The following is an 18,405-nucleotide window of genomic DNA, read 5'->3' as shown; positions in this document are numbered from 1 at the left end:
GTCAACCCCGCCAACACCTCCCGCACCTGCTCGCGCTGCGGGCACTGCGCTGCGGAGAACCGTGTCAGCCAGGCGGTGTTCCGGTGTACGGCGTGTGGGCATGCCGCGCACGCCGATGTGAACGCGGCCCGCAATATTCTCCGGGCAGGGCTTGCCCTTCGCCGGGCTGCGCAAGCGGCTTAGCGAGAAGCCGCTCCCTTCAGGGAGCGGAGGAGTCACGCTCTGTTCGGTCTTTCCCCGAGCGCCTTGCTCGCCCGCAACGTGACAATCCGGTGTCTGGATTCCAGGAGGGCTTCACCGGACCCGGCGTCCGGAGGAGGACGATGATCCCGCCGACCGTTCTCACCAGCCGGCGGTAGCCAGCAGCGCGCCACCGCCAGCGATCTCCACCCAGAAGTACAGCCAGGAGGGATAGAACGCCGACGGTCGCTCGACCACCCGTGCCACCAGCCGTCCGAGCGCCATCCCCAGCAGGGCCACGGCGACCGAGATGACCGCGCCCCGGCGGATCCCGCCGGCATCGGTCGCCGCCGCCGCCAGCAACCCGGCGACGGCCACGCCGAAACCTCCGTACACGGCCCGGATCTCGGTCCGGGCCTCGGCCGAGTCCGCCACGATCCGGAACGGCCTGATCAGTGCGGCGGGCGCGACGAGCCCGTACACGCCCATCCCGAGGAAAAAGACCGCCACCACGGCGATCACGACAGTGGCCATGCGTGTGCTCCCTGCATGCATAACAGCCTGTTCGGAAAGGACAGGATGCCGCTATGCGCTCCACACCGCTTTCATGAACCTGCTACGACTCCGGCGGAGTCATCACCATCGCCATCGACTCTGGCCTCCTCCTATCACTGCTAGCGGGACTGTCGTACACCCCGGCGCCAGACGTCCACGATTGATCGGGTGGCGGTGATGTCCTGGGTCGGGTCCCCGTCCACCAGCAAAAGGTCGGCTCGCAGACCGGGGGCGATCCGTCCGCGGTCGGTCAGCCCGAAGGTGCGGGCAGGGACACTGGTGGCCGCGGCGAGCGCCTGCTCTGCGGTCAGTCCGGCCATGGTCAGCAGTACCAGCTCACGATGCATGCCGGCGCCGTGCAACGGAGCGATCATGTTCGCATCCGTCCCCGCCAGCAGCGGCACGCCTGCCCGGTGGAGTGCCCGGGCCGCGTGCACGGCGTTGGATGCGCCATCCTGGTGTACCGGCACGCCCGTGGAATCTCGGTCGATGGAGGCTCTCTGCTGCTCGGACAGCCGTGAGGCGATGCGCTCGTCGCGGACGAGTTCGACGCCACCGTCGCCGGTGAGCGTTTCGAAGTAGGAGAGCGTGCTGATCACGAAGGCTCCGTGGGCGGCGATTGTGGCGGCCAGCTCTTCGGCGGCCGGGTCGCCGGAGCCGATGTCGGAGAAGACGTGGGCCATACCGTCGATGCCCGCGTCCAGGGCGACGACGGTGTCCTTGGCGGTGACGGCGTGTGCGATGGTCAGGAGACCGGCGGCGTGCCCGGCGTCCACGAGAGCCGCCACGGTGTCCGGTCCCAAAGCCGGCAGATGCATCCCGGATGCCGACCCGTCGTCGATCACGATCTTGAGATAGTCGATGCCTTCGGCCAGACGCGCATCGACGAACGCCCTGGCTTGATCGGGTCCGCCGATCGTTTCGAAGGGGCCGACCGCGTCACCCAGGTGCTCAAGGGCCGCCGCGGCGGCCATGACCTGGGACGGGTGCCCGTCGGGGGCGGTGGCGAGGACGCCGGCGCTGCGGATGTCGCTGACGTCGTCGTTTTCGGCGGCGTACCGGCGTTGCCGGGTGAGGTTCGGCGGAAGGCAGAACATGTCGAGCTCGGTGGTTACGCCGAACGTCAGCGCCTGGGCGAGGTCGCCGTCGAAGACGTGGGTGTGCGCGTCGACCAGGCCGGGAAGCAGTGTCTTGCCGGAGCCGTCCAGTTCGATGTCCGCGCGGCGGCCGTCGTATTCGGCGATCCGGTCGTCTTCGATCAGGACGTCGGTGCGGGGAACGGTCCGCGCGCCGTCGAAGACGCGCACGTCACGGATGAGGGTACGCACGATAGCTCTCCTTGGTCACAGATGATTCGCAAACGGCTTGTGTCGAACCGTGGGGTCAGTGGCCGGGCACCTCGTAGGTGACGTCATATTTGGCGGCGATGGGGTTGAGCTTGACCGGATCGAGTTCGCCGCCCGTGGTGATGCCCGGCCTGGCCTCGATCAGGTCCTCGATGAGGCACTCCCAGCCGCCCGGGGAGGAGATTTGGATCACTCGCGGGGGTGGGGTGGAGCCGCGGCGCAGGGCGTGCGGAACGCCGTGGGGTAGCAGGACGAACTGCCCCTTGGTGACGATGTGGGTCCGGTCGTCGAAGTCGACGAGGAGCTCTCCGTCGAGCACGTAGATGCTCTCGTCGGCCTTGTGGTGGACGTGGCGCGGGACGTCCTGGGCCACGACGACCTCCAGCAGGGAGAACCTGCCTTCGGTGTCGGTGGTGCGGGCCTTGACCGCGAACGCGGGCGGCACCTTGACGCGGCCCGGCCGTGCCTCGCCGGCCTTGAGGAGGATGAAGCGGTCTTCGGGCATGAGGTATCCTTTCAAAGCGGACTCGGAATCCGATTCCGCTTTGAAGTCTAGACAGAGGACCACCGGAGATGTCAAAGCAAGCCGCTCGCAAACCCCGCACCGACGCAGGCCGCAACCGCAGCCGCGTCCTGCAGGTGGCCTGCGAGTTGTTCGGCGAACGAGGGGGCGAGGTGCAGATGTCGGAGGTGGCGCAGACCGCCGGCGTCGGCATCGGCACCGTCTACCGCCACTTCCCGACCCGCCAGGCGCTGATCGAGGCTGTCGCGGATCAGCGGTTCGCCGGCATCCTGGTGTTCGCCCGGGAGCAGTGCCTGCCCAACCCCGACACGCGGCAGGCTCTGGCCTGCTTCCTGCGCCGGGTCGCGGAAGTGCACGAGCAGGGCCGAGGAGTGTCCAGCGTCATCGAGGCGACGCTGGGCTCCACCGAGCCGCGCGGCGAGGTGGGCGCCGAACTCCTCGCCTTCGGCGAGGCACTGGTCGAGCGCGGCCGGGCCGACGGCACCCTCCGCGCCGATGCCACGGTGGCGGACCTCTACATGCTCACCGGGGCCGTGGCTGCCATCAGCCGGCAGGGAATCGGCGACTGGCGCCGGTTCATCGACATCGCGCTCGGGGGAATGGGCCGCGCCGAGAACAGGGCGTCGTAGGTCCGGCGATGGCCGGGCCCCTGTCGTCGGGGTGCCCGGCCATCGAGGCGGTGGGGTCGAGGAACGACGAACCAGGGGTCGTGGCGGCGCTCAGGCGGCGAACCCCAGCACCAGGGCGGCGGCCACCGGTACCAGGTACAGCAGGGGGAAGACGACGGTCGAGTACGAGCGCGCCCGGAGCACGGTGACGACGGCTCCGGCGAAGTACAGCACCAGGCCGATCCCGGCCAGGACGCCTACGACCGGCACGAACAGGCCGACCAGCAGGCCCACGGATCCCGCGGCCTTGGCCGCGCCGAGCCAGGTCCACCACGAGCGGGGAACGCCGTAGTCCATCAGCGACTTCACGACCCACTCGGCGCGGCGAAGGAGGGAGAAGGCCGAGAAACCCACCCAGAGGGCGGCCAGGATGGTGACGACGACGTAGGCGGTGGACATCAGAGATGCTCCTCATCAGGCGGCTGCCGGTAGCGCTCGCTCCGGCCGGGTGTTTCGAACCCGTCACTGTCTCGACCCCGCGCAGCACGCGAATGTGACAGGAAGAGCGAACATCTTCAGTGGCGGAACCGACTTCTCCGCGCACGCCGCCTACGCCGACGGCTCCGGCCTGCGGGTGCACCTCGGGCACCGTGCACACGATCGCGATGACCGGCCGGCTGGACGGACCGCAGGCTCAGCCCGGCCCGCGCGGTCGGGAACAGCGGCTGAGATCCGGGCACGGCGCACCCGGACCGCGGCGTCAGGTCTACCCGAGGTTCTCCGGTAGCAGGGTGCGGATCGTGGCGTAGACGGCCTCGAGGTCCACCGCCTCGGGAGCGACCCGCCACTGGGCGTGAACACCGATGACGGCTCCCACCAGCAGGACCGTGAACGCCTCCGGGGTGGTTCCCGCGGGCACCGCCTCCGCCGGTATCCGGGCCTGCACCCCCTGCCGGAGTGCCGCGTGGAGCCGCGCGTAGTGCTCGCGGATCGGCGAGTCGACTTCCACGGCCTCGGCGAGCAGGGTGATGAACAAGCGGGTGACAGGCAGGCGGATGAAGTCCACGACCTGGTCCAGCGGATCGACGGGGCGTTCCCCGGCGGGCAGGGCGAAAGCGGTCAGCACGGTGTGGAGCTGCTCGTCGAGCACCGCTTCCAGCAGGCCCAGTTTGTTGCCGAAGTGCCAGGGGATGGAGCCGCGGCTGATGCCGGCCTTGTCGGCGATGTCGATGAAGCTCGTCTGCCGGTATCCCTTCTCGGCGAAGAGCTCGGCGGCGGCCGTCACCAGCAGTCGGCGGCTCTCCTCAGTTCTCTGGATACGTCGCGTGGCCATGCGGACCATCAAACCAGGCATGCCGGATGGCAGAGCAAATGCCAATAGGTATAGCCTGTGTCAGTCAACATAGAAACAAGGGGGTTCTCCATGCGTTGGGTGACCTACGCGACGGACACCGGAGACCGTGTCGGGGTGATCGGAGAGGACCGGATCCATCCCGTCGCGCCGGGCGTCAGCCTGATCGAGCTCATCGGCCAGGGCGCGGAGGGGCTGCGGGCGGCAGGAGAGGCGGCATTGGCGTCGGAGGCGCAGACGGTTCCGCTGGCCGGGGCCAGGCTGCGCGCGCCGATTCCGCGCCCGCCCTCGATCCGCGACTGCCTGTGCTTCCTGGACCACATCCGCAACTGCCAGCAGGCCGCCGGTCAGCCGCGCACGCTCAAGGACGCCTGGTACCAGATCCCGGCCTTCTACTTCGCCTGCCCCTCGACCATCGCCGGCCCGTACGACGACGTGACGATCTCGCCCGGCAGCGCCTGGTTCGACTTCGAACTGGAGATCGCCGCGGTCATCGGACCGGGCGGCCGGGACCTCACGCCGGAACAGGCCGAGGAGCACATCATCGGCTACACCATCTACAACGACTGGTCGGCACGCGACCTGCAGCTGCGCGAGACACCGCTGGCGATCGGCCAGGCCAAGGGCAAGGACGGCGCGACCACGCTCGGCCCGTTCCTGGTCACCCCCGACGAGCTTGAGCCCTACCGCCGCGACGGCAGGCTCGCCCTGCGGGTCGAGGCCACCGTCAACGGCAGGACCATCGGCTCGGGCCGTACCGACGCCATGGATTGGAGCTTCGGCGAGGTCATCTCCTACGCCTCGCGCGGCGTGGACCTGATGCCCGGTGACGTGTTCGGCTCTGGAACGGTGCCCGGCTGCTGCCTCATCGAGCACCTGTCCCTCGCCGATCCGGCCGCCTTCCCCGGCTGGTTGCGGGACGGCGACGTCGTCGAACTGACCGTCGAGGGGCTGGGCCGTACCCGCCAGGCCGTCCGCGCGTCCGCCGTTCCGTACCCGCTGGCGCCCCGGCGCAACCCCGACAGGCGGCCACCCCGCCCGCGCGTCAACCGCGCCCCGTCGAAGCTGCCCTACACGCGCGGGCTGCACGAGGTCGGCGCGGGCGTGTGGGCCTGGCTGCTGCCCGACGGCGGGTACGGCTGGAGCAACGCGGGCCTGATCGCGGGCGAGGGCGCCTCCCTCCTGGTCGACACCCTGTTCGACCTGCCGCTGACGGCCGAGATGCTCGACGCCATGCGCGAGATCACCGATCGGCACCCGCTCACCCATGCCGTCATCACCCACTCCAACGGCGACCACACCCACGGCAACCAGCTACTGGGCGAGCGCATCCAGATCGTCGCCGCGGAGGCCACCTGCACGGAGATGCGGCACGAGATGCCTCCTGAGATGCTGACCGCCACCCAGGTCGTGGACATCGGCCCGGCGACTCCCTACTTCCGCGAACGCTTCGCCGCCTTCGACTTCAGCGGCATCCGCCTGCGGCTGCCCGACCTGACCTATGACGGGGAGCTCACCCTGGACATCGGCGGCCGCGAGGTGCGCGTGATGAACCTCGGCCCCGCCCACACCGGCGCCGACTCCGTCGTGCACGTGCCCGACGCGGGCGTGCTCTTCGCGGGCGACCTGCTGTTCGTCGGCTGCACCCCGATCGTGTGGAGCGGCCCGATCGCCAACTGGATCACCGCCTGCGACAAGATGATCGCCACCGGAGCCGGCACGATCGTCCCCGGCCACGGCCCGGTCACCGACCCCGACGGGATTCGCGCGGTGCGCGGCTACCTCGCCCACGTGGTCGAGCAGGCGGACGCCGCCCACGCCCGCGGCCTGTCCTTCTTCGAGGCGATCGAGACGGTGGATCTCGATGAGTACGCCACCTGGCTGGACGCCGAGCGGATCGTGGTCAACCTCCACCGCCGCTACCGCGAACTCGACCCCACCGCCACACCCGATCTGGACCAGATGACGCTGATGGCCATGATGGCCGAAAGGGGGCTTGCGTGAGGCTTCCGAAGAGCACGTACACCTCCCTCCCGTGGCGCGTCCACGAACTCACGAGTGACTTCTCGGTCGAGGATGTGTGGTCGTTCCGCACTCCCGGAGCCGGGCCTGACGACTTCCCGACCATGCTCGCAGCGCTGCAGGCCGAGGGCGGAATGGCGAGGCAACCCCCGCTGGTGAAGTTCTTGTTCGCCATCCGATGGAAGCTCGGCGCACTCCTCGGCTGGGACAAACCATCAGCGGGTGTCGGTGCGCGGGTTGCCTCGCTCCGCGACCGCCTGCCCGGCGACCTCCGCGACGCTCCCCGCGGCCCGGACAACGAGAACATGCCTCTCAAAGCGGTCTACGAGCTCGACATGGAGGCCGTTCGCGAGCTGGCGAACAAGACCGTGCACACCCTGATGCATCTCGGCTGGGTTCAAGGCGCGAACGGCGACTATGAGCTGCGGATGACCGTCCTCGTCAAGCCCAACGGACGGTTCGGATGGCTCTACATGGCCGCCATCGCGCCTTTCCGATACCTCATCGTCTACCCAGCCCTGACCCGGCAGTGGGAAGGAGCCTGGCGCCACCGCGATCACGCGGAGGCGGAGTATGAAGAAGGGAAGTCACGATGAAATCCGGAAAGCGACTGCTCCGCTGGGCGAGCGGCATCATGCTCGTGCTGGGAATAGGGCACCTGTCCTTGCTGGCGCTCGTCGCCTGGGAGGACGTCACCGGCTGGGTGGATCGGGGGATGTGGGCAGCCGTCCCGCTCGAGCTCGCGGACGGAGGCACCGTTCAGACGGTGGAGTCCCTTCAGAACAAGGTCACCTTCTGGTCCGGTCCGGGAAGCTTCGCCGTACCCCTGATTCTCTTGGGTTGCCTGATATGGCACCTCGCCGGACGCGGGGTGGCCGTGCCCGCCGGAGTCGGCTGGGGCGTCGCAACGTGGTGTGCGTTAGGCGGCGTCCTTCTTGTGCCGTCCCCGTTCTTCGCCGGGGTCATCTCCGGGGCACTCATCATCTTGGCAGCGCGGAAGAAAGATCGGCCGGGAGCGGCCCGAGACCGGGAGATGGACCTGGCGTGATTCGCGCCCGCCGGCGGCGGTGGCGGGGTTGAAGAACCGGCGCGCCACCTGGCCCGCTCTCAGGACGTCGACGGCGGGGCGACCGAGGATCGCATGATCAGCCGCGACTTGAGCGTGTGCATCTCGCCGCGCGGCTGCGCGCCCTCGATCGTGTCCAGCAGCACCTGGGCCGCCTTCGCCCCCAGCTCGTGCACCGGCTGCTCGATCATGGTCAGCGGCGGCTCCATGACCGCCGCCCACGAGCTGTCGTCGAAGCCGATCAACGCCACGTCACGCGGGCAGGCCAGCCCGGCCGTGCGCAGCGCTCGCAGCGCCCCGGTCACGGCGTCGGTCTCGGTGCAGAAGACCGCGGTGACGCGGTCGGGAAGGGCGAGCATGCGGGTGACCTCCTCCGTCGCCCGCTCCTCGGTCTTACGCCCGACCATCACGAGCTCGGGATCGAAGGGGATGCGGGCGTCGTCGAGCGCGTCGAGGTAGCCACGCAGCCGCTCGCCGTCGGTCCACAGGTTGCGCGAGGCCTCCGCGAGCAGCCCGCGCCTGGTCGCGGGTGCTTCGGGCGTGGGCGGCCCCCACACGAAGCCGATCCTGCGATGACCCGCCGCGATCAGCGTCTCGACCGCCTCCCTGGCCGCGTCACGGTTGTCGATGACGACGGCGTCCAGGTCGAGCGCGGCGACCGCCCGGTCCACGAGCACGACGGGGATGCCGCGCTTGACCGCCGCCTTGATGTGGGCGACCTCGCCCTTGCCGATCGCGGCCGAGGCGACGATGAAGCCGTCGACGCGTTTGTCGATGAGCACGTTCGTCGCCGCGACCTCCTCGTCGAGGTCCTCGTACGTGCTCAGCACGATCGTGTCGAAGCCCCTGGCACGGGAGGTGTCGCAGATGCCGCGCACCACGCCGGCGAAGAACGGGTTGCCGATGTCCGCGACGATCACCCCGAGGGTGTGGCTGACGCCGGTCGACATGCTGCGTGCCAGCGCGTTGGCCCGGTAGCCGAGCTTCTCCGCGGCGGCGAGCACCCGCTGCCGCAACTCGGGGCTGACGTATCCGTACCCACCGAGCGTCCGGGCCGCGGTGGCGCGGCCGACGCCGGCCTCGGCGGCCACCTCGGAGATCGTCGGCGGCCCCGCCGCGCGGCCCCGGTCAGCTGACATGGATGGCGTCCCTCATTTCTCGCGTTCGGCGGCTGGCCACATGCTAGCCACGACGGGCCTGCCGTGGCCGAACGCGCCTTCGACGAAGCACTGCTCGTAGGCGCTGTCCGCGCCGTCGCGCAGGGCTCGCTCGATCAGGTTCTCCGGCGGCCGCCGGCCGGCCGACCAGCCGCCGCGCAGCAGGGAGACGGCGAAGCCGGCCAGGAAGGCATCGCCGCAGCCCATGGTGTCGACGACCGTGTCCTGCTCGACGGGGCGGGCGGGGGCCGCGACGGTGACACGGCCGTCGTGGGCGATCGCCCCGTCCACGCCGCGGGTGGCCAGCGCCAGGCCAGCGCCCCGCCGGACGGCGTCGGCGAGCAGGTCGCGGGTGGCGGCCTCGTCGAGGTGGGAGCACGACAGCAGCACCAGGTCGGCGTGCGGGCAGACGCGGTCGAGGTAGGAAGGGCTGCGGTAGTCCTCCTCGCTCGACAGGTCGAAGCTCACGAGCGTGTCGAGCTTGGGCAGCTCGCTCTCGCTGCGGGAGTAGACGCTGGAGTGGACCAGGTCGAAGGAGCAGGCGTAGGCGAGCAGCTCGCCGTCGAGCGCGAGCGGTTCTCGCACCGTGACGCCGCCGCCGTTCCATCCGAGGAAGACCCGGTCGCCGTCGTCGACGCGCAAGGTGGAGACGCCGGTCTCGCCCCGCCGTACGACGCAGCGGTCGACGGCGACGCCCTGCGCGGCGATCGACTCGCGCAGGAAGCCGCCGAGGTCGTCGTCGCCGAAGACCCCGAGATAGGAGGCCTGGACGCCGAGGCGGTCGGCGTAGACGGCGACGTTCACGCTGTTGCCGCCCGGATAGTCGATGCCGCGGTCGACGAACCGGTCAACGATGTTGTCGCCGAAGCCGAGGACTCTCATCGAGGCTCAGTAGTCCATGACGCGGTAGTAGCGGCGCAGGTCGAGTGAGTGGTCGCGCACCCGCTCCAGATGCTTGCTCACCCGTCCCATCACGGTGTCGAGCACGAGCGGCGCCAGCAGGCCGCGGAACTCGGGGCTGATGCCGTCGAGCGGGTAGTCGCGGGTGTCGAAGACGGTGACGTCCTTGGAGACGCGCCTGGCGAAGGACTCGGCGCGGTCGGTGAGGGCGCGCGTCTCGTCCTCGCCCTGGAAGACGATCACGCTGGTGTCCTCTTCGAGCAGCTCAAGCGAGCCGTGGAAGAACTCGGCGCTGTGCACCCGCGTGGTGCGCAGCCACTGCATCTCCTCAAGGATGCACATCGAGTAGAGGTAGGTGAACCCCCAGAGGTTCCCGCCGCCGACGAGGAAGTGGTAGCCGGTGTCCTTGTGCGCCTCGGCGAAGGCCGCGGCCGCGGGCTCGGCCTGCTTGGCCACCTCAAGCAGGACGCCGGGGATGCCGGCGAGCTCGTCGGCGAGCTTGTCGTAGCCGTCGAACTCTCCCCTGCGCGACAGCAGGCGTCCCATGAACAGCAGCATCTGGGGATCGAAGGGCCATGATTTCGGCTCGGAGACAAGCGCGACGTCGGCCTTGGTGGCGACGGGCGAGTCGGGGTAGCCGGTGAAACCGATCGTGTAGGCGCCCTTGGCCTTGCAGTACTCGATGGCGCGGACGCTGTCGTCGGTCGTGCCCGACACCGAGGTGAAGATCGCCACGGTGCGCTCGCCAAGGCTCGCGTCGCCCGAGGCGATCAGCTCGGCCGCGATCGCCGCTCGTACGGCGAGGCGGGAGGAACGCCTGGCCAGGTGCTCATACGGCCACATCTGCGCGTAGGTGCCGCCGGCGCCGACCAGCAGGAGATTGTCGAACCCCTCCTCCACGAGGCGGTCGACGAGCTCCTCGATCTGCGGGCGCAGGGCGACCGTGCTCGCCAGCTGGGAGAGGAACTGGGGCTCGTTGAAGCCGAGCATGTTTCGGGTCCTTTCGAAGTGGCCGATCTGATACCGGTATCACGCGGCCATCACGCTGACACAGCGAAACCATCTCCGTCAACTGTTCAGCAGGCAATGAGGGATTGACGCGAAAGGAAGATCTTTCCAGATTCCCTCTGGTACCGGTATCAGATCCGCTGTACAGTCGGCCCTCACCACGCGGATCCGAGGTGCCGAGGCACTGGTGATCCCCTCTCCCCCCGAGAGAAAGGAAGCCCATGCGTCCTCGCTCACTGACGACGCTGGCCGTACTGGCCGGCTCGCTCGCCGTCGCCGGGTGCTCAGGCGGTACGGCACAGGCTCCGGCAGCCGACGTCGCGGCCGCACCGGCGTTCTCCGGCACGCTCAGCGTCCTGACCAAGTTCGCGGGCGATCCGCTGAGCCCGTACTTCGAAAAGCTCGCCGCCGCATACGAGAAGCAGAACCCCGGCGTGAAGGTCGAGCTCATCCAGGAGACCGACCAGAGCATCAAGGACAAGACCAAGACCCTGACCGCCTCCGACGCGCTGCCCGACGTCTACTTCACCTGGACGGGCAACTGGGCGGAGAACTTCGTGCGCGGCGGCAGGGCGGCCGACCTCACCAAGGTGATCGGCCCCGACACCGAGTGGGGCCGCACCTTCAGCAAGGCCTCACTGTCCGCCTTCGCCTTCGACGGCAAGTACTACGGGATCCCGCTCTACAACAACGGCAAGTTCATGGGCTACAACAAGGCCGCCTTCGCCAAGGCGGGCGTCAAGGTGCCCGCCACGTTCGAGGAGCTCGTCGGCAGCTGCCGGGCGCTGCGCAAGGCCGGCTACGAGCCGATCGCGTTCGGCAACAAGGACGGCTGGCCCGCGCTGCACTACCTGCAGCAGCTGTTCGCCTACAACGTGCCCGACGAGACCCGCGAGGCCGACGTCCGCCCCGCCACGGCCAAGCTCGACCACCCCGGCTACCTCGCCGCGCTCAAGCAGTTCAAGACTCTCGTCACCGACTGCACCGACACCGGCAGCGGCACCAACGGCGTGCTGTACACCTCGGCTCAGGAGGCCTTCGCCAGCGGCAAGGCCGCCATGTACTACCAGGAGATCCTGGAGTTCGACAGCACGACGGCAGGCCGGGGCCTCGACGCCAAGGACTTCGGCATCTTCCCCCTGCCCGTCCCCTCCGGCGCCGCGGGAAACCCCAAGGTCATCGAGGGCGCGCCCGAAGGTTACCTGATCAACGCCAGGTCCCCGCGCGCCGCGCTCGCCGTCGACTTCATGAAGTTCGTGACCCGGCCAGAGAACGCCAAAACCCTGTCCTCTCCCCCGTACGGCCAGCCCAGCACGGTTGTCGGCGCCGTCACGCCGGAGACGTCCAGCAAGGCCGTGTTCGACGGCATCGAACTGGTCAACGCCGCGCCCCGGCTCGCCAGCTGGCTCGACATGGTCACCGTTCCCGAGGTCGCCGACGCCTGGCTGGCCGGCGGTGAGGCCCTCATCAGCGGCGGTACAACACCCGAGCAGGTGCTCCAGAGCGTGCGCCAGGCCTCGCGATCGGCCACGTGACCGTGCGCGCCATCGCTCGACGGGCGGCCGGGCTCGCGTGGGTCGTCCCGGCCCTCGTGCTGGTCGGGGTGTTCGTCTACCTGCCGCTCGTGCAGAACATCGGGTTCAGCACGCTCAAGTGGGACATCTACAGCGGCGGCCAGGAGTACGTCGGACTCGACAACTATCGCAAGCTGCTCGACGATCCGGTCTTCTGGTCGTCGTTCGGCAACAATCTGCTGTACGCGGTGATCTCGATCGTGTTCCAGGTGTTCGGCGCGCTCGTGCTGGCCGCGCTCATCGAGAGCGTCCGCGGCGAGAGATGGCGGCGCTGCCTGCGGGCGATCTACTTCATCCCCTCGGCGATCTCGCTGACCGTCGCGGGCCTGCTGTTCTACTTCATCTACGAGCCGAGCCTGGGCCCGCTCAACCACGCGCTGGAGGCGGCGGGCCTGGGCCGGTTCAACCACTCATGGCTCGGCCAGGAGAGCACGGCGATGCCGGCGATCATCGCGATGAGCCAGTGGCAGGGATTCGGCTACTCCACGCTGCTGTTCGCCGTCGCCATCCAGCGCATTCCCGCCGAGCTGTACGGCGCCGCCGCCATCGACGGCACAGGGCCGATCCGCCGCTTCACGCACGTGACGATTCCCCTGGTCCGCGAGATGACCGGCCTCATGACGATGGTGACCATCTCCGGGGCGTTCCAGGTGTTCAACGAGGTCATGGTCATGACCGGCGGCGGCCCGAACAACTCGACCCAGGTCATGGGCACATGGCTCTACCGCAGCGGCTTCGTGCGCAACAACTTCGGCTACGCCGCCGCCATCGCCACGCTGATCTTCGTCATCACGCTCGGCGTCGCCATGGCGCAGCTGTGGTTCACGCGGAAGAAAAGAGTGGAATGGTGAAGCGGCTGAGCTTTCTCGGCGTGATCGCCCGGGTGTTCATGTGGGCCTTCCTGCTCGCCCTCGCGGTCGTCGTGCTCTACCCCCTGCTGTGGATGGTGCTCAACGGGTTCAAGACCAACGCCGAACTGTTCGGCGACCCGTTCGCCCTGCCCGTCGACTGGAGCTTTTCCAACTATCAGAAGGCCTGGAACAGGGGGGTCGACAACTACCTGATCACCAGCGTGCTGGTCACCGTCACCTCGACGATCGCCACCGTGTTCCTCAGCGCCTGGGCCGCCTACGGCCTGACCCGCGTCAGCATCCCCTTCAACAAGGCGGTCACCGGGGTGATCCTCGGCGGGCTCATGCTGGCTCCCACCGTCGCGCTCGTGCCGCTGGTGAAGATGTTCCAGGCGATGGGGCTCTACAACAGCTTCTGGGCGCTGCTCATCCTGTACACCGCCTTCCGCGTCCCGTTCACCACCTTCCTCATCCGCGCCTACATGATCGACCTGCCGCGCGAGGTGGACGAGGCCGCGGAGATGGACGGCGCGGGCCGCTGGACCGCCTTCTGGCGGGTCATCCTCCCCATGAGCAAGCCGATCATCACCTCGACCGTCATGCTGCACGTCCTGTTCGCGTGGAACGAGTACCTCTTCGCGATGGTCTTCACCAGCGGCAGCGGCGTGCAGACCCTGCCGGTCGGACTCACCAGCCTGATGAGCAAGCACGGCACCGACTACCCGGTCGTGTTCGCCGGGATGACGATCGCCGCGCTTCCCGTGGTGCTGCTGTTCTTCCTCGGCCAGCGCCACATCGTCAAAGGCCTCGCCGACGGCATCGGAAAGTGAGCCCATGACGCCCCTGTCCCCCGGCAGGTCAGACGACATGAGCGGTGAGCGCCGGCGGCGGTGTCCTGAATCCTTTTGCCAGCAGCCAGACCGCCAGCACCATTTCGTTCAGCGCCAGCGGGAAGAAAAGAATGACATGGGTCGCCGAGGACGGGGCGAGCAGATTGAACATCACGAGGAGGCTGTCGGCCAGGTACGGTGCCACCGCGACGAGCGCCCAGCCGGATATCCACCGGGGAACGAGCCTTGACCGGTACAGCAGGTAGTTGAGGAGCAGGACGCTGAGGCAGAAGAAGACCGCACTACTGGCGTGGCCCCACATATCGTATGTCTGTGTCAATGCCCGGACGGTATCCAGGTGCGACGCATTGTCAGGTGTGCCGGCACCCGATTGAGTGGTGCTCAGCGCCACCAGCATGAGAGGACCGACGGTGGCGGGAAGCAGGAGAACGACCTCAAGAATCCTGGCGACGACGTAGCCGAGCGCGGGTGCCTCGCCGTGTTTCCGGAGAACCGGAAACAGCGTCGGCGGGATCAACGCGATCGCGACGGTCATGACCAGCGCCATGAGGGCGCCCGCCGATATTCCATGTGCCCTGTCGGCGATGGATCGGGGTGAGTGCAGGGTGCCGAGCGGCCCGAGAAGGACCGCGCTGAGCACTCCCGCGGCCGTCGCGGTGAGGAAAAGGGAACCCACAACCCGTGCCGTCGTCTGCCTGTACATATCCTCGCTCCGTCAGTCCGATGCTCTTCCCGCTGGCCTGTCGTGGCCACCGCGCCAATGGTCGCCGACACCGGTGTGCTGACGGTGGGCTCCCGGTGTGCGGGCGGTGGGGGGCGGGCTTGCCGGGTGTCCGGGCCTGTGGCAGTCTCAGCGGAGGTCAACATCCGGGAGCAGCTCTGTGGTGCAGATCGGTCTGCTCGGTGGTGTCCGCGTCGCTACCGAAGACGGCGAGCCGGTCGACATCGGCTCGGCGAAGTCGCAGACGGTGCTCGCGGCGCTGGCCTTGTCGCCCGGGACGCCATTGGCGGTGTCGCGCCTGGTGGAGCTCGTATGGGGTGACGCACCCCCGCGAACGGCGAACAAGACTCTGCAGTGGCACGTGGCCCAACTGCGCAAGAGCCTTGGTTCCGGCACGATCGTGCGGGTCGGTGCCGCCTACCGCCTCGACGTGGCGCCTGACGCGGTCGACGTGACGCGCTTTCGCCGATACCTCCGCGAGGGTGATCTCACCGTGGCCCTCGCGCAGTGGGGCGGGACTCCCCTGGCCGGTCTGGACGCGCCCGGCCTCGCGGCGGCGGTAGCCGGTCTGACCGAGCAGTGGCTGAGCGCCGTCGAGGCCGGCCTCGAACGCCGTGTCGAGTCCGACCCGCGGGAGGTCATCGGTTCATTGGCGGAGCTCGCGGAGCGCCATCCCTTACGCGAAGGTCTCTGGGCCCTGCTGATGACGGCTCTGTACCGGGTGGGCCGCCAGGCCGACGCCCTCGCGGCCTTCCGGCGGGCCCGGCACCATCTCGTCACGCAGCTCGGTGTCGAACCCGGGCCGGAGTTGCGTGAGCTCGAGTCGTGGATCCTCGATCACGACGAGCGGCTGCGCGGACGCGCCGCGCCGGAGCACGCGCCGCCACGCCGTCCGAGCGGGACGGTAACCTTCGGCTTCGCGCAGGTCGCCCACTCGGCGACCGGCTGGGCGACGCATCGGGCGGCAACCGCGGCGATGGCCCGCCTGGACCAGCTCGTCCGGGCGGCGGCGGACCTGCACGACGGCCACGTCTTCGCCGCCGGCGCCGAGTCGGTCGGGGTGGCCTTCCACCGAGCCGATGACGCCGCCGCGTGGGCGGCACGGCTGCAGCGGGCGGCTGCCGGCGAACGCTGGCCGGACGGCATCGAGCCAGGCCTGCGGATCGGCCTGCACACCGGCGAGTCCGAGGAGGTGGCCGCGGGGTACGTCGGCGCCGCGGTGCATCTGGCCGCGCGTATCGCTACCGCCGGCCATGGCGGGCAGACCCTGGCGTCCGGGGCGACGGCCGGTCTGCTGGACCGGAGCGACCTGCACGATCTCGGCTGGTTCTGCCTGGACGGCGCTCCGGGCGACCAGCGCATCGTCCAGATCGGCGAGGGCGAGCACGCGCCGATCCGGTTACCCGGGACCCGGCGGGATCACCTGCCCCTTCGCGTGGGCCGCCTCATCGGCCGCGACGAGGACCTGCCGGCCGTCGCCGACGCGCTCGCGCGGTCCCCGGTCGTGACCTTGGTGGGACCGGGAGGGATCGGCAAGACCCAGCTCGCGCTGGCGGCGGCCCGTACGGCGGCCGCCGGTCACGGGTGGGACGCGTGGCTGATCGAGCTGGCGGAGATCACATCGCCGGCCGACGTGCCCCGCGTGGTCGCCGACGCGTTGAGCGTCGCGCAGCGCCCGGGACACACCCTGACCCAATCGATCGTCGCGGTCCTGCGATCGCGCCCGGCGCTGTTGCTCATCGACAACTGCGAACACGTCATCGACGGCGCGGCCAAGCTCGCACAGGCCATCGTGGCGGGCTGCTCGCAGGTGCGCGTGCTGGCCACCGCACGGGAACGCCTCGCCGTCGGAGACGAACAGGTCCTGGTCGTGGAACCACTGGATCCGGCCGCCAGTACCGAGCTGTTCCACACCCGCGCGCTCGCCGCCGATCGGACCTACGATGCGCGTGCGCACCATCGTCACGTCGAGGAGATCTGCCGCCGGCTCGACGGCATACCGCTGGCCATCGAGCTGGCCGCCGCTCGGACGATAAGCCACCGGCCGGTCGACCTCGTCGCCCGGCTTGACGATCGTCTCCGGATGACCGGTGGCCGCCGCACCGGCGCCGCGCGGCATCGCACGTTGCGGGCGGCCATTCAATGGTCCTACGACCTGCTCACGCCGGCCGAGCAAACGCTGTTCCAACGCCTGTCCGTCTTCAACGCGCCGTTCGACCTCAGCGCGGCGCAAGCGGTCGCCCATGACCAAGACATCGACGACCTTCTGGGCGACCTGGTCGAGCGGTCGATGGTCACCGTCGACTTCGGACCGTTCGGCCGGCGTTTCCGGCTGCTGGAGCCCGTACGCCAGTTCGCCGCCGAGCACCTGCGTGAGCGTGGGCATGCCGACCTGGCCGCCGGACTCCACGCGCGTTGGTGCCTGCGCGAAGTCACCGACATCCATCGCCTGCTCACGGGACCGGGCGAGGCCGAGGGCGTCGCTCGCCTCGGCGATCTGTGGGCGAATCTGCGTGCGGCCGTCACGTGGGCGTGTGCGGCCGGAGACCCGCGACTGGCCGACGCGCTGATCCGGCCGATCGTTACGGAGCTCCCCCTGCGGGGACGGCAGGAGATCGGCGGCTGGGCCGAGCGCATCCTGGCCGTGACATCGGCGGAGGACCAGGACCTTCGTGCCTTCTGGCTCGTCTGGGTCGCCGAGCGCTACACCCAGAACGCCAACCCGGCAGGTTACCGCCACGTGGCGGACCGGTGCGGCGAACCGGGCCGGCCGCTGAGCCGCTATGCGCACGCGTACGCAACCGGTGACGGCGAGGCCCTGTGGCGGTGCCTGCCGGACGCCGTGGCCGATCTACGCCGCCAGGGTGAGCAGGATCTTGCGGCGTTCCTTGAGATGACGTCGGCGGGGACACTACTGGGCATCGGACGTTTCGAGCAGGTCGACACGTCGGTCTCGGCCCTGGCGGATCGGTATCGGATCAACGGTCCGCCGACCCTCCTGCACTGGACGCTGCAGACCCTCGGCTACTCCGCCTCGTTCCAGGGCCGGCACGACGAGGCCGACCGGTGTTTCGACGAGGCGGCCCGCGTCGACGTCCCCACGGGCACGCTGTCGGCCAACAAGTCCACCGAGGCCCGGTCCGTGTTCCGGCGAGGCGACCGGCTGCGAGCCTTTCAGCTCCTCCGGTCCCACATCGACGAGCTGATCGAGACCGACAACGTGATCGCCGCCAGTATCATCTGCATCGAATTCATCAACATGACGGCCGCGATCGACCGGATCGCGGAGGCGGCCCACATGCTCGGGTATCTTGAGGCGGCCAACGACTTCGGCGCCCTGGCCGCCCGGACGCTCGTCGCCGAAGCCGCCAACAAGATCGCTGCCAGTGTCCGGCACGGCTCGGATCCGACGCCGGTGTCCACGCACCACATCGACGACCGCGCCGCCCTCATATACATGCGTGACGTCCTCGTGGAACTCGCCCGGCCGAGCGCGCAGCCAGAAACCTCGGCCAGTTGACCGCCTGCGAATCTTGCAGTTGATCAGGCAACGCGCGCCGGTTCGCGCCATTACCGGCGCGGGTCGCCAATCTACCGTCAGACCTCTTCGACGCTGCTCGGCTCGCGCCGAGACAGGTCGATGCCGAGCTCTTCCGCAGCGCGGAAGACGTCCTCGTCGGTGTCGCGCATCT

Annotated in this window: 18 protein-coding genes; 9 read left to right on the top strand and 9 right to left on the bottom strand. The window is 69.2% G+C overall.

What is annotated here, in order from left to right; translation table 11 throughout:
• A partial coding sequence (locus ACFY2X_RS46700; protein ID WP_389951777.1) for a zinc ribbon domain-containing protein occupies positions 1-183 on the top strand: 183 nt, incomplete at its 5' end.
• Between the two features lie 159 nt (positions 184-342).
• On the opposite strand, the gene ACFY2X_RS46695 is transcribed toward ACFY2X_RS46700, so the two are convergent.
• The 3 genes from ACFY2X_RS46695 to ACFY2X_RS46685 all read right to left on the bottom strand — a co-directional run bounded on the left by ACFY2X_RS46695 (position 343) and on the right by ACFY2X_RS46685 (position 2,586).
• Positions 343-714, bottom strand: coding sequence for a DUF4345 family protein (locus ACFY2X_RS46695; RefSeq protein ID WP_389951775.1), 372 nt, complete (start codon positions 712-714; stop codon positions 343-345).
• Between the two features lie 140 nt (positions 715-854).
• Positions 855-2,063: an amidohydrolase family protein gene (locus ACFY2X_RS46690; RefSeq protein ID WP_389951772.1), complete on the bottom strand. Its 1,209-nt coding sequence runs from the start codon at positions 2,061-2,063 to the stop codon at positions 855-857.
• A 55-nt stretch (positions 2,064-2,118) separates the two neighbouring features.
• On the bottom strand, positions 2,119-2,586 hold the full coding sequence (locus ACFY2X_RS46685; RefSeq protein WP_389951770.1) for a cupin domain-containing protein: 468 nt from the start codon (positions 2,584-2,586) through the stop codon (positions 2,119-2,121).
• 68 nt (positions 2,587-2,654) lie between these two features.
• On the opposite strand from ACFY2X_RS46685, the gene ACFY2X_RS46680 reads away from it, so the two are divergent.
• The gene (locus tag ACFY2X_RS46680; protein ID WP_389951767.1) at positions 2,655-3,233 is read left to right on the top strand and encodes a TetR/AcrR family transcriptional regulator; all 579 of its coding nucleotides are present in this window, start codon (positions 2,655-2,657) and stop codon (positions 3,231-3,233) included.
• 90 nt (positions 3,234-3,323) lie between these two features.
• Here the strand turns inward: ACFY2X_RS46680 and ACFY2X_RS46675 are convergent, their stop codons facing one another.
• The gene (locus tag ACFY2X_RS46675) at positions 3,324-3,671 is read right to left on the bottom strand and encodes a DoxX family protein (protein ID WP_389951764.1); all 348 of its coding nucleotides are present in this window, start codon (positions 3,669-3,671) and stop codon (positions 3,324-3,326) included.
• A 307-nt stretch (positions 3,672-3,978) separates the two neighbouring features.
• Positions 3,979-4,545 (bottom strand): TetR family transcriptional regulator, encoded by a 567-nt coding sequence (locus tag ACFY2X_RS46670; protein WP_389951762.1) that lies wholly within the window; start codon positions 4,543-4,545, stop codon positions 3,979-3,981.
• 90 nt (positions 4,546-4,635) lie between these two features.
• Here ACFY2X_RS46670 and ACFY2X_RS46665 point away from each other — a divergent pair, with 90 nt between their 5' ends.
• The 3 genes from ACFY2X_RS46665 to ACFY2X_RS46655 are packed head-to-tail and all read left to right on the top strand — an operon-like array spanning position 4,636 to position 7,633.
• Complete coding sequence (locus ACFY2X_RS46665) at positions 4,636-6,567, top strand: fumarylacetoacetate hydrolase family protein (RefSeq protein ID WP_389951759.1); 1,932 nt, start codon at positions 4,636-4,638, stop codon at positions 6,565-6,567.
• Positions 6,564-7,181 (top strand): DUF2867 domain-containing protein, encoded by a 618-nt coding sequence (locus tag ACFY2X_RS46660; RefSeq protein WP_389951757.1) that lies wholly within the window; start codon positions 6,564-6,566, stop codon positions 7,179-7,181. Before ACFY2X_RS46665 ends, ACFY2X_RS46660 begins: the two co-directional genes overlap by 4 nt.
• Complete coding sequence (locus ACFY2X_RS46655; protein ID WP_389951756.1) at positions 7,178-7,633, top strand: DUF6463 family protein; 456 nt, start codon at positions 7,178-7,180, stop codon at positions 7,631-7,633. The genes ACFY2X_RS46660 and ACFY2X_RS46655 overlap by 4 nt, the downstream gene beginning before the upstream one ends.
• A gap of 59 nt (positions 7,634-7,692) precedes the next feature.
• Here the strand turns inward: ACFY2X_RS46655 and ACFY2X_RS46650 are convergent, their stop codons facing one another.
• Genes ACFY2X_RS46650 through ACFY2X_RS46640 form a run of 3 tightly spaced genes read right to left on the bottom strand, consistent with a single transcriptional unit; the run spans position 7,693 to position 10,698 of the window.
• Positions 7,693-8,790 carry a LacI family DNA-binding transcriptional regulator gene (locus tag ACFY2X_RS46650; protein WP_389951754.1) on the bottom strand — a complete coding sequence of 366 codons (1,098 nt, stop codon included), beginning with the start codon at positions 8,788-8,790 and terminating at the stop codon, positions 7,693-7,695.
• A gap of 12 nt (positions 8,791-8,802) precedes the next feature.
• A complete protein-coding gene (locus ACFY2X_RS46645; protein WP_389951751.1) occupies positions 8,803-9,690 on the bottom strand; it encodes a PfkB family carbohydrate kinase in 888 nt (295 codons plus the stop codon).
• Positions 9,691-9,696: 6 nt separating this feature from the next.
• Positions 9,697-10,698, bottom strand: coding sequence for an SIS domain-containing protein (locus ACFY2X_RS46640; RefSeq protein ID WP_389951748.1), 1,002 nt, complete (start codon positions 10,696-10,698; stop codon positions 9,697-9,699).
• 239 nt (positions 10,699-10,937) lie between these two features.
• Here ACFY2X_RS46640 and ACFY2X_RS46635 point away from each other — a divergent pair, with 239 nt between their 5' ends.
• From ACFY2X_RS46635 to ACFY2X_RS46625, 3 genes are read left to right on the top strand one after another with little or no spacing between them, the layout of a single operon-like run.
• On the top strand, positions 10,938-12,251 hold the full coding sequence (locus tag ACFY2X_RS46635) for an ABC transporter substrate-binding protein (RefSeq protein ID WP_389951745.1): 1,314 nt from the start codon (positions 10,938-10,940) through the stop codon (positions 12,249-12,251).
• On the top strand, positions 12,248-13,141 hold the full coding sequence (locus ACFY2X_RS46630; protein WP_389951743.1) for a carbohydrate ABC transporter permease: 894 nt from the start codon (positions 12,248-12,250) through the stop codon (positions 13,139-13,141). Before ACFY2X_RS46635 ends, ACFY2X_RS46630 begins: the two co-directional genes overlap by 4 nt.
• Positions 13,135-13,971 (top strand): carbohydrate ABC transporter permease, encoded by an 837-nt coding sequence (locus ACFY2X_RS46625; protein WP_389951741.1) that lies wholly within the window; start codon positions 13,135-13,137, stop codon positions 13,969-13,971. The genes ACFY2X_RS46630 and ACFY2X_RS46625 overlap by 7 nt, the downstream gene beginning before the upstream one ends.
• A gap of 28 nt (positions 13,972-13,999) precedes the next feature.
• Here ACFY2X_RS46625 and ACFY2X_RS46620 read toward each other — a convergent pair whose 3' ends face one another.
• Positions 14,000-14,695 carry a DUF4386 domain-containing protein gene (locus tag ACFY2X_RS46620; protein ID WP_389951739.1) on the bottom strand — a complete coding sequence of 232 codons (696 nt, stop codon included), beginning with the start codon at positions 14,693-14,695 and terminating at the stop codon, positions 14,000-14,002.
• Between the two features lie 178 nt (positions 14,696-14,873).
• On the opposite strand from ACFY2X_RS46620, the gene ACFY2X_RS46615 reads away from it, so the two are divergent.
• Positions 14,874-18,233: a BTAD domain-containing putative transcriptional regulator gene (locus tag ACFY2X_RS46615; protein ID WP_389951737.1), complete on the top strand. Its 3,360-nt coding sequence runs from the start codon at positions 14,874-14,876 to the stop codon at positions 18,231-18,233.
• Positions 18,234-18,405 lie beyond the last annotated feature (172 nt).

It is taken from the genome of Streptosporangium sp. NPDC000396 (assembly GCF_042898655.1).
Lineage (GTDB): Bacteria > Actinomycetota > Actinomycetes > Streptosporangiales > Streptosporangiaceae > Streptosporangium.
This window is presented reverse-complemented; position numbering and strand designations above follow the sequence as displayed.

Excerpts from the sequence above, each read along its gene's own strand:
- ACFY2X_RS46620 (WP_389951739.1), bottom strand. The coding sequence starts at position 14,695 with ATGTACAGGCAGACGACGGCACGGGTTGTGGGTTCCCTTTTCCTCACC.
- ACFY2X_RS46670 (WP_389951762.1), bottom strand. The coding sequence starts at position 4,545 with ATGGCCACGCGACGTATCCAGAGAACTGAGGAGAGCCGCCGACTGCTG.
- ACFY2X_RS46640 (WP_389951748.1), bottom strand. The coding sequence starts at position 10,698 with ATGCTCGGCTTCAACGAGCCCCAGTTCCTCTCCCAGCTGGCGAGCACG.
- ACFY2X_RS46665 (WP_389951759.1), top strand. The coding sequence starts at position 4,636 with ATGCGTTGGGTGACCTACGCGACGGACACCGGAGACCGTGTCGGGGTG.
- ACFY2X_RS46635 (WP_389951745.1), top strand. The coding sequence starts at position 10,938 with ATGCGTCCTCGCTCACTGACGACGCTGGCCGTACTGGCCGGCTCGCTC.
- ACFY2X_RS46675 (WP_389951764.1), bottom strand. The coding sequence starts at position 3,671 with ATGTCCACCGCCTACGTCGTCGTCACCATCCTGGCCGCCCTCTGGGTG.
- ACFY2X_RS46655 (WP_389951756.1), top strand. The coding sequence starts at position 7,178 with ATGAAATCCGGAAAGCGACTGCTCCGCTGGGCGAGCGGCATCATGCTC.
- ACFY2X_RS46685 (WP_389951770.1), bottom strand. The coding sequence starts at position 2,586 with ATGCCCGAAGACCGCTTCATCCTCCTCAAGGCCGGCGAGGCACGGCCG.
- ACFY2X_RS46645 (WP_389951751.1), bottom strand. The coding sequence starts at position 9,690 with ATGAGAGTCCTCGGCTTCGGCGACAACATCGTTGACCGGTTCGTCGAC.
- ACFY2X_RS46650 (WP_389951754.1), bottom strand. The coding sequence starts at position 8,790 with ATGTCAGCTGACCGGGGCCGCGCGGCGGGGCCGCCGACGATCTCCGAG.
- ACFY2X_RS46625 (WP_389951741.1), top strand. The coding sequence starts at position 13,135 with ATGGTGAAGCGGCTGAGCTTTCTCGGCGTGATCGCCCGGGTGTTCATG.
- ACFY2X_RS46680 (WP_389951767.1), top strand. The coding sequence starts at position 2,655 with ATGTCAAAGCAAGCCGCTCGCAAACCCCGCACCGACGCAGGCCGCAAC.
- ACFY2X_RS46695 (WP_389951775.1), bottom strand. The coding sequence starts at position 714 with ATGGCCACTGTCGTGATCGCCGTGGTGGCGGTCTTTTTCCTCGGGATG.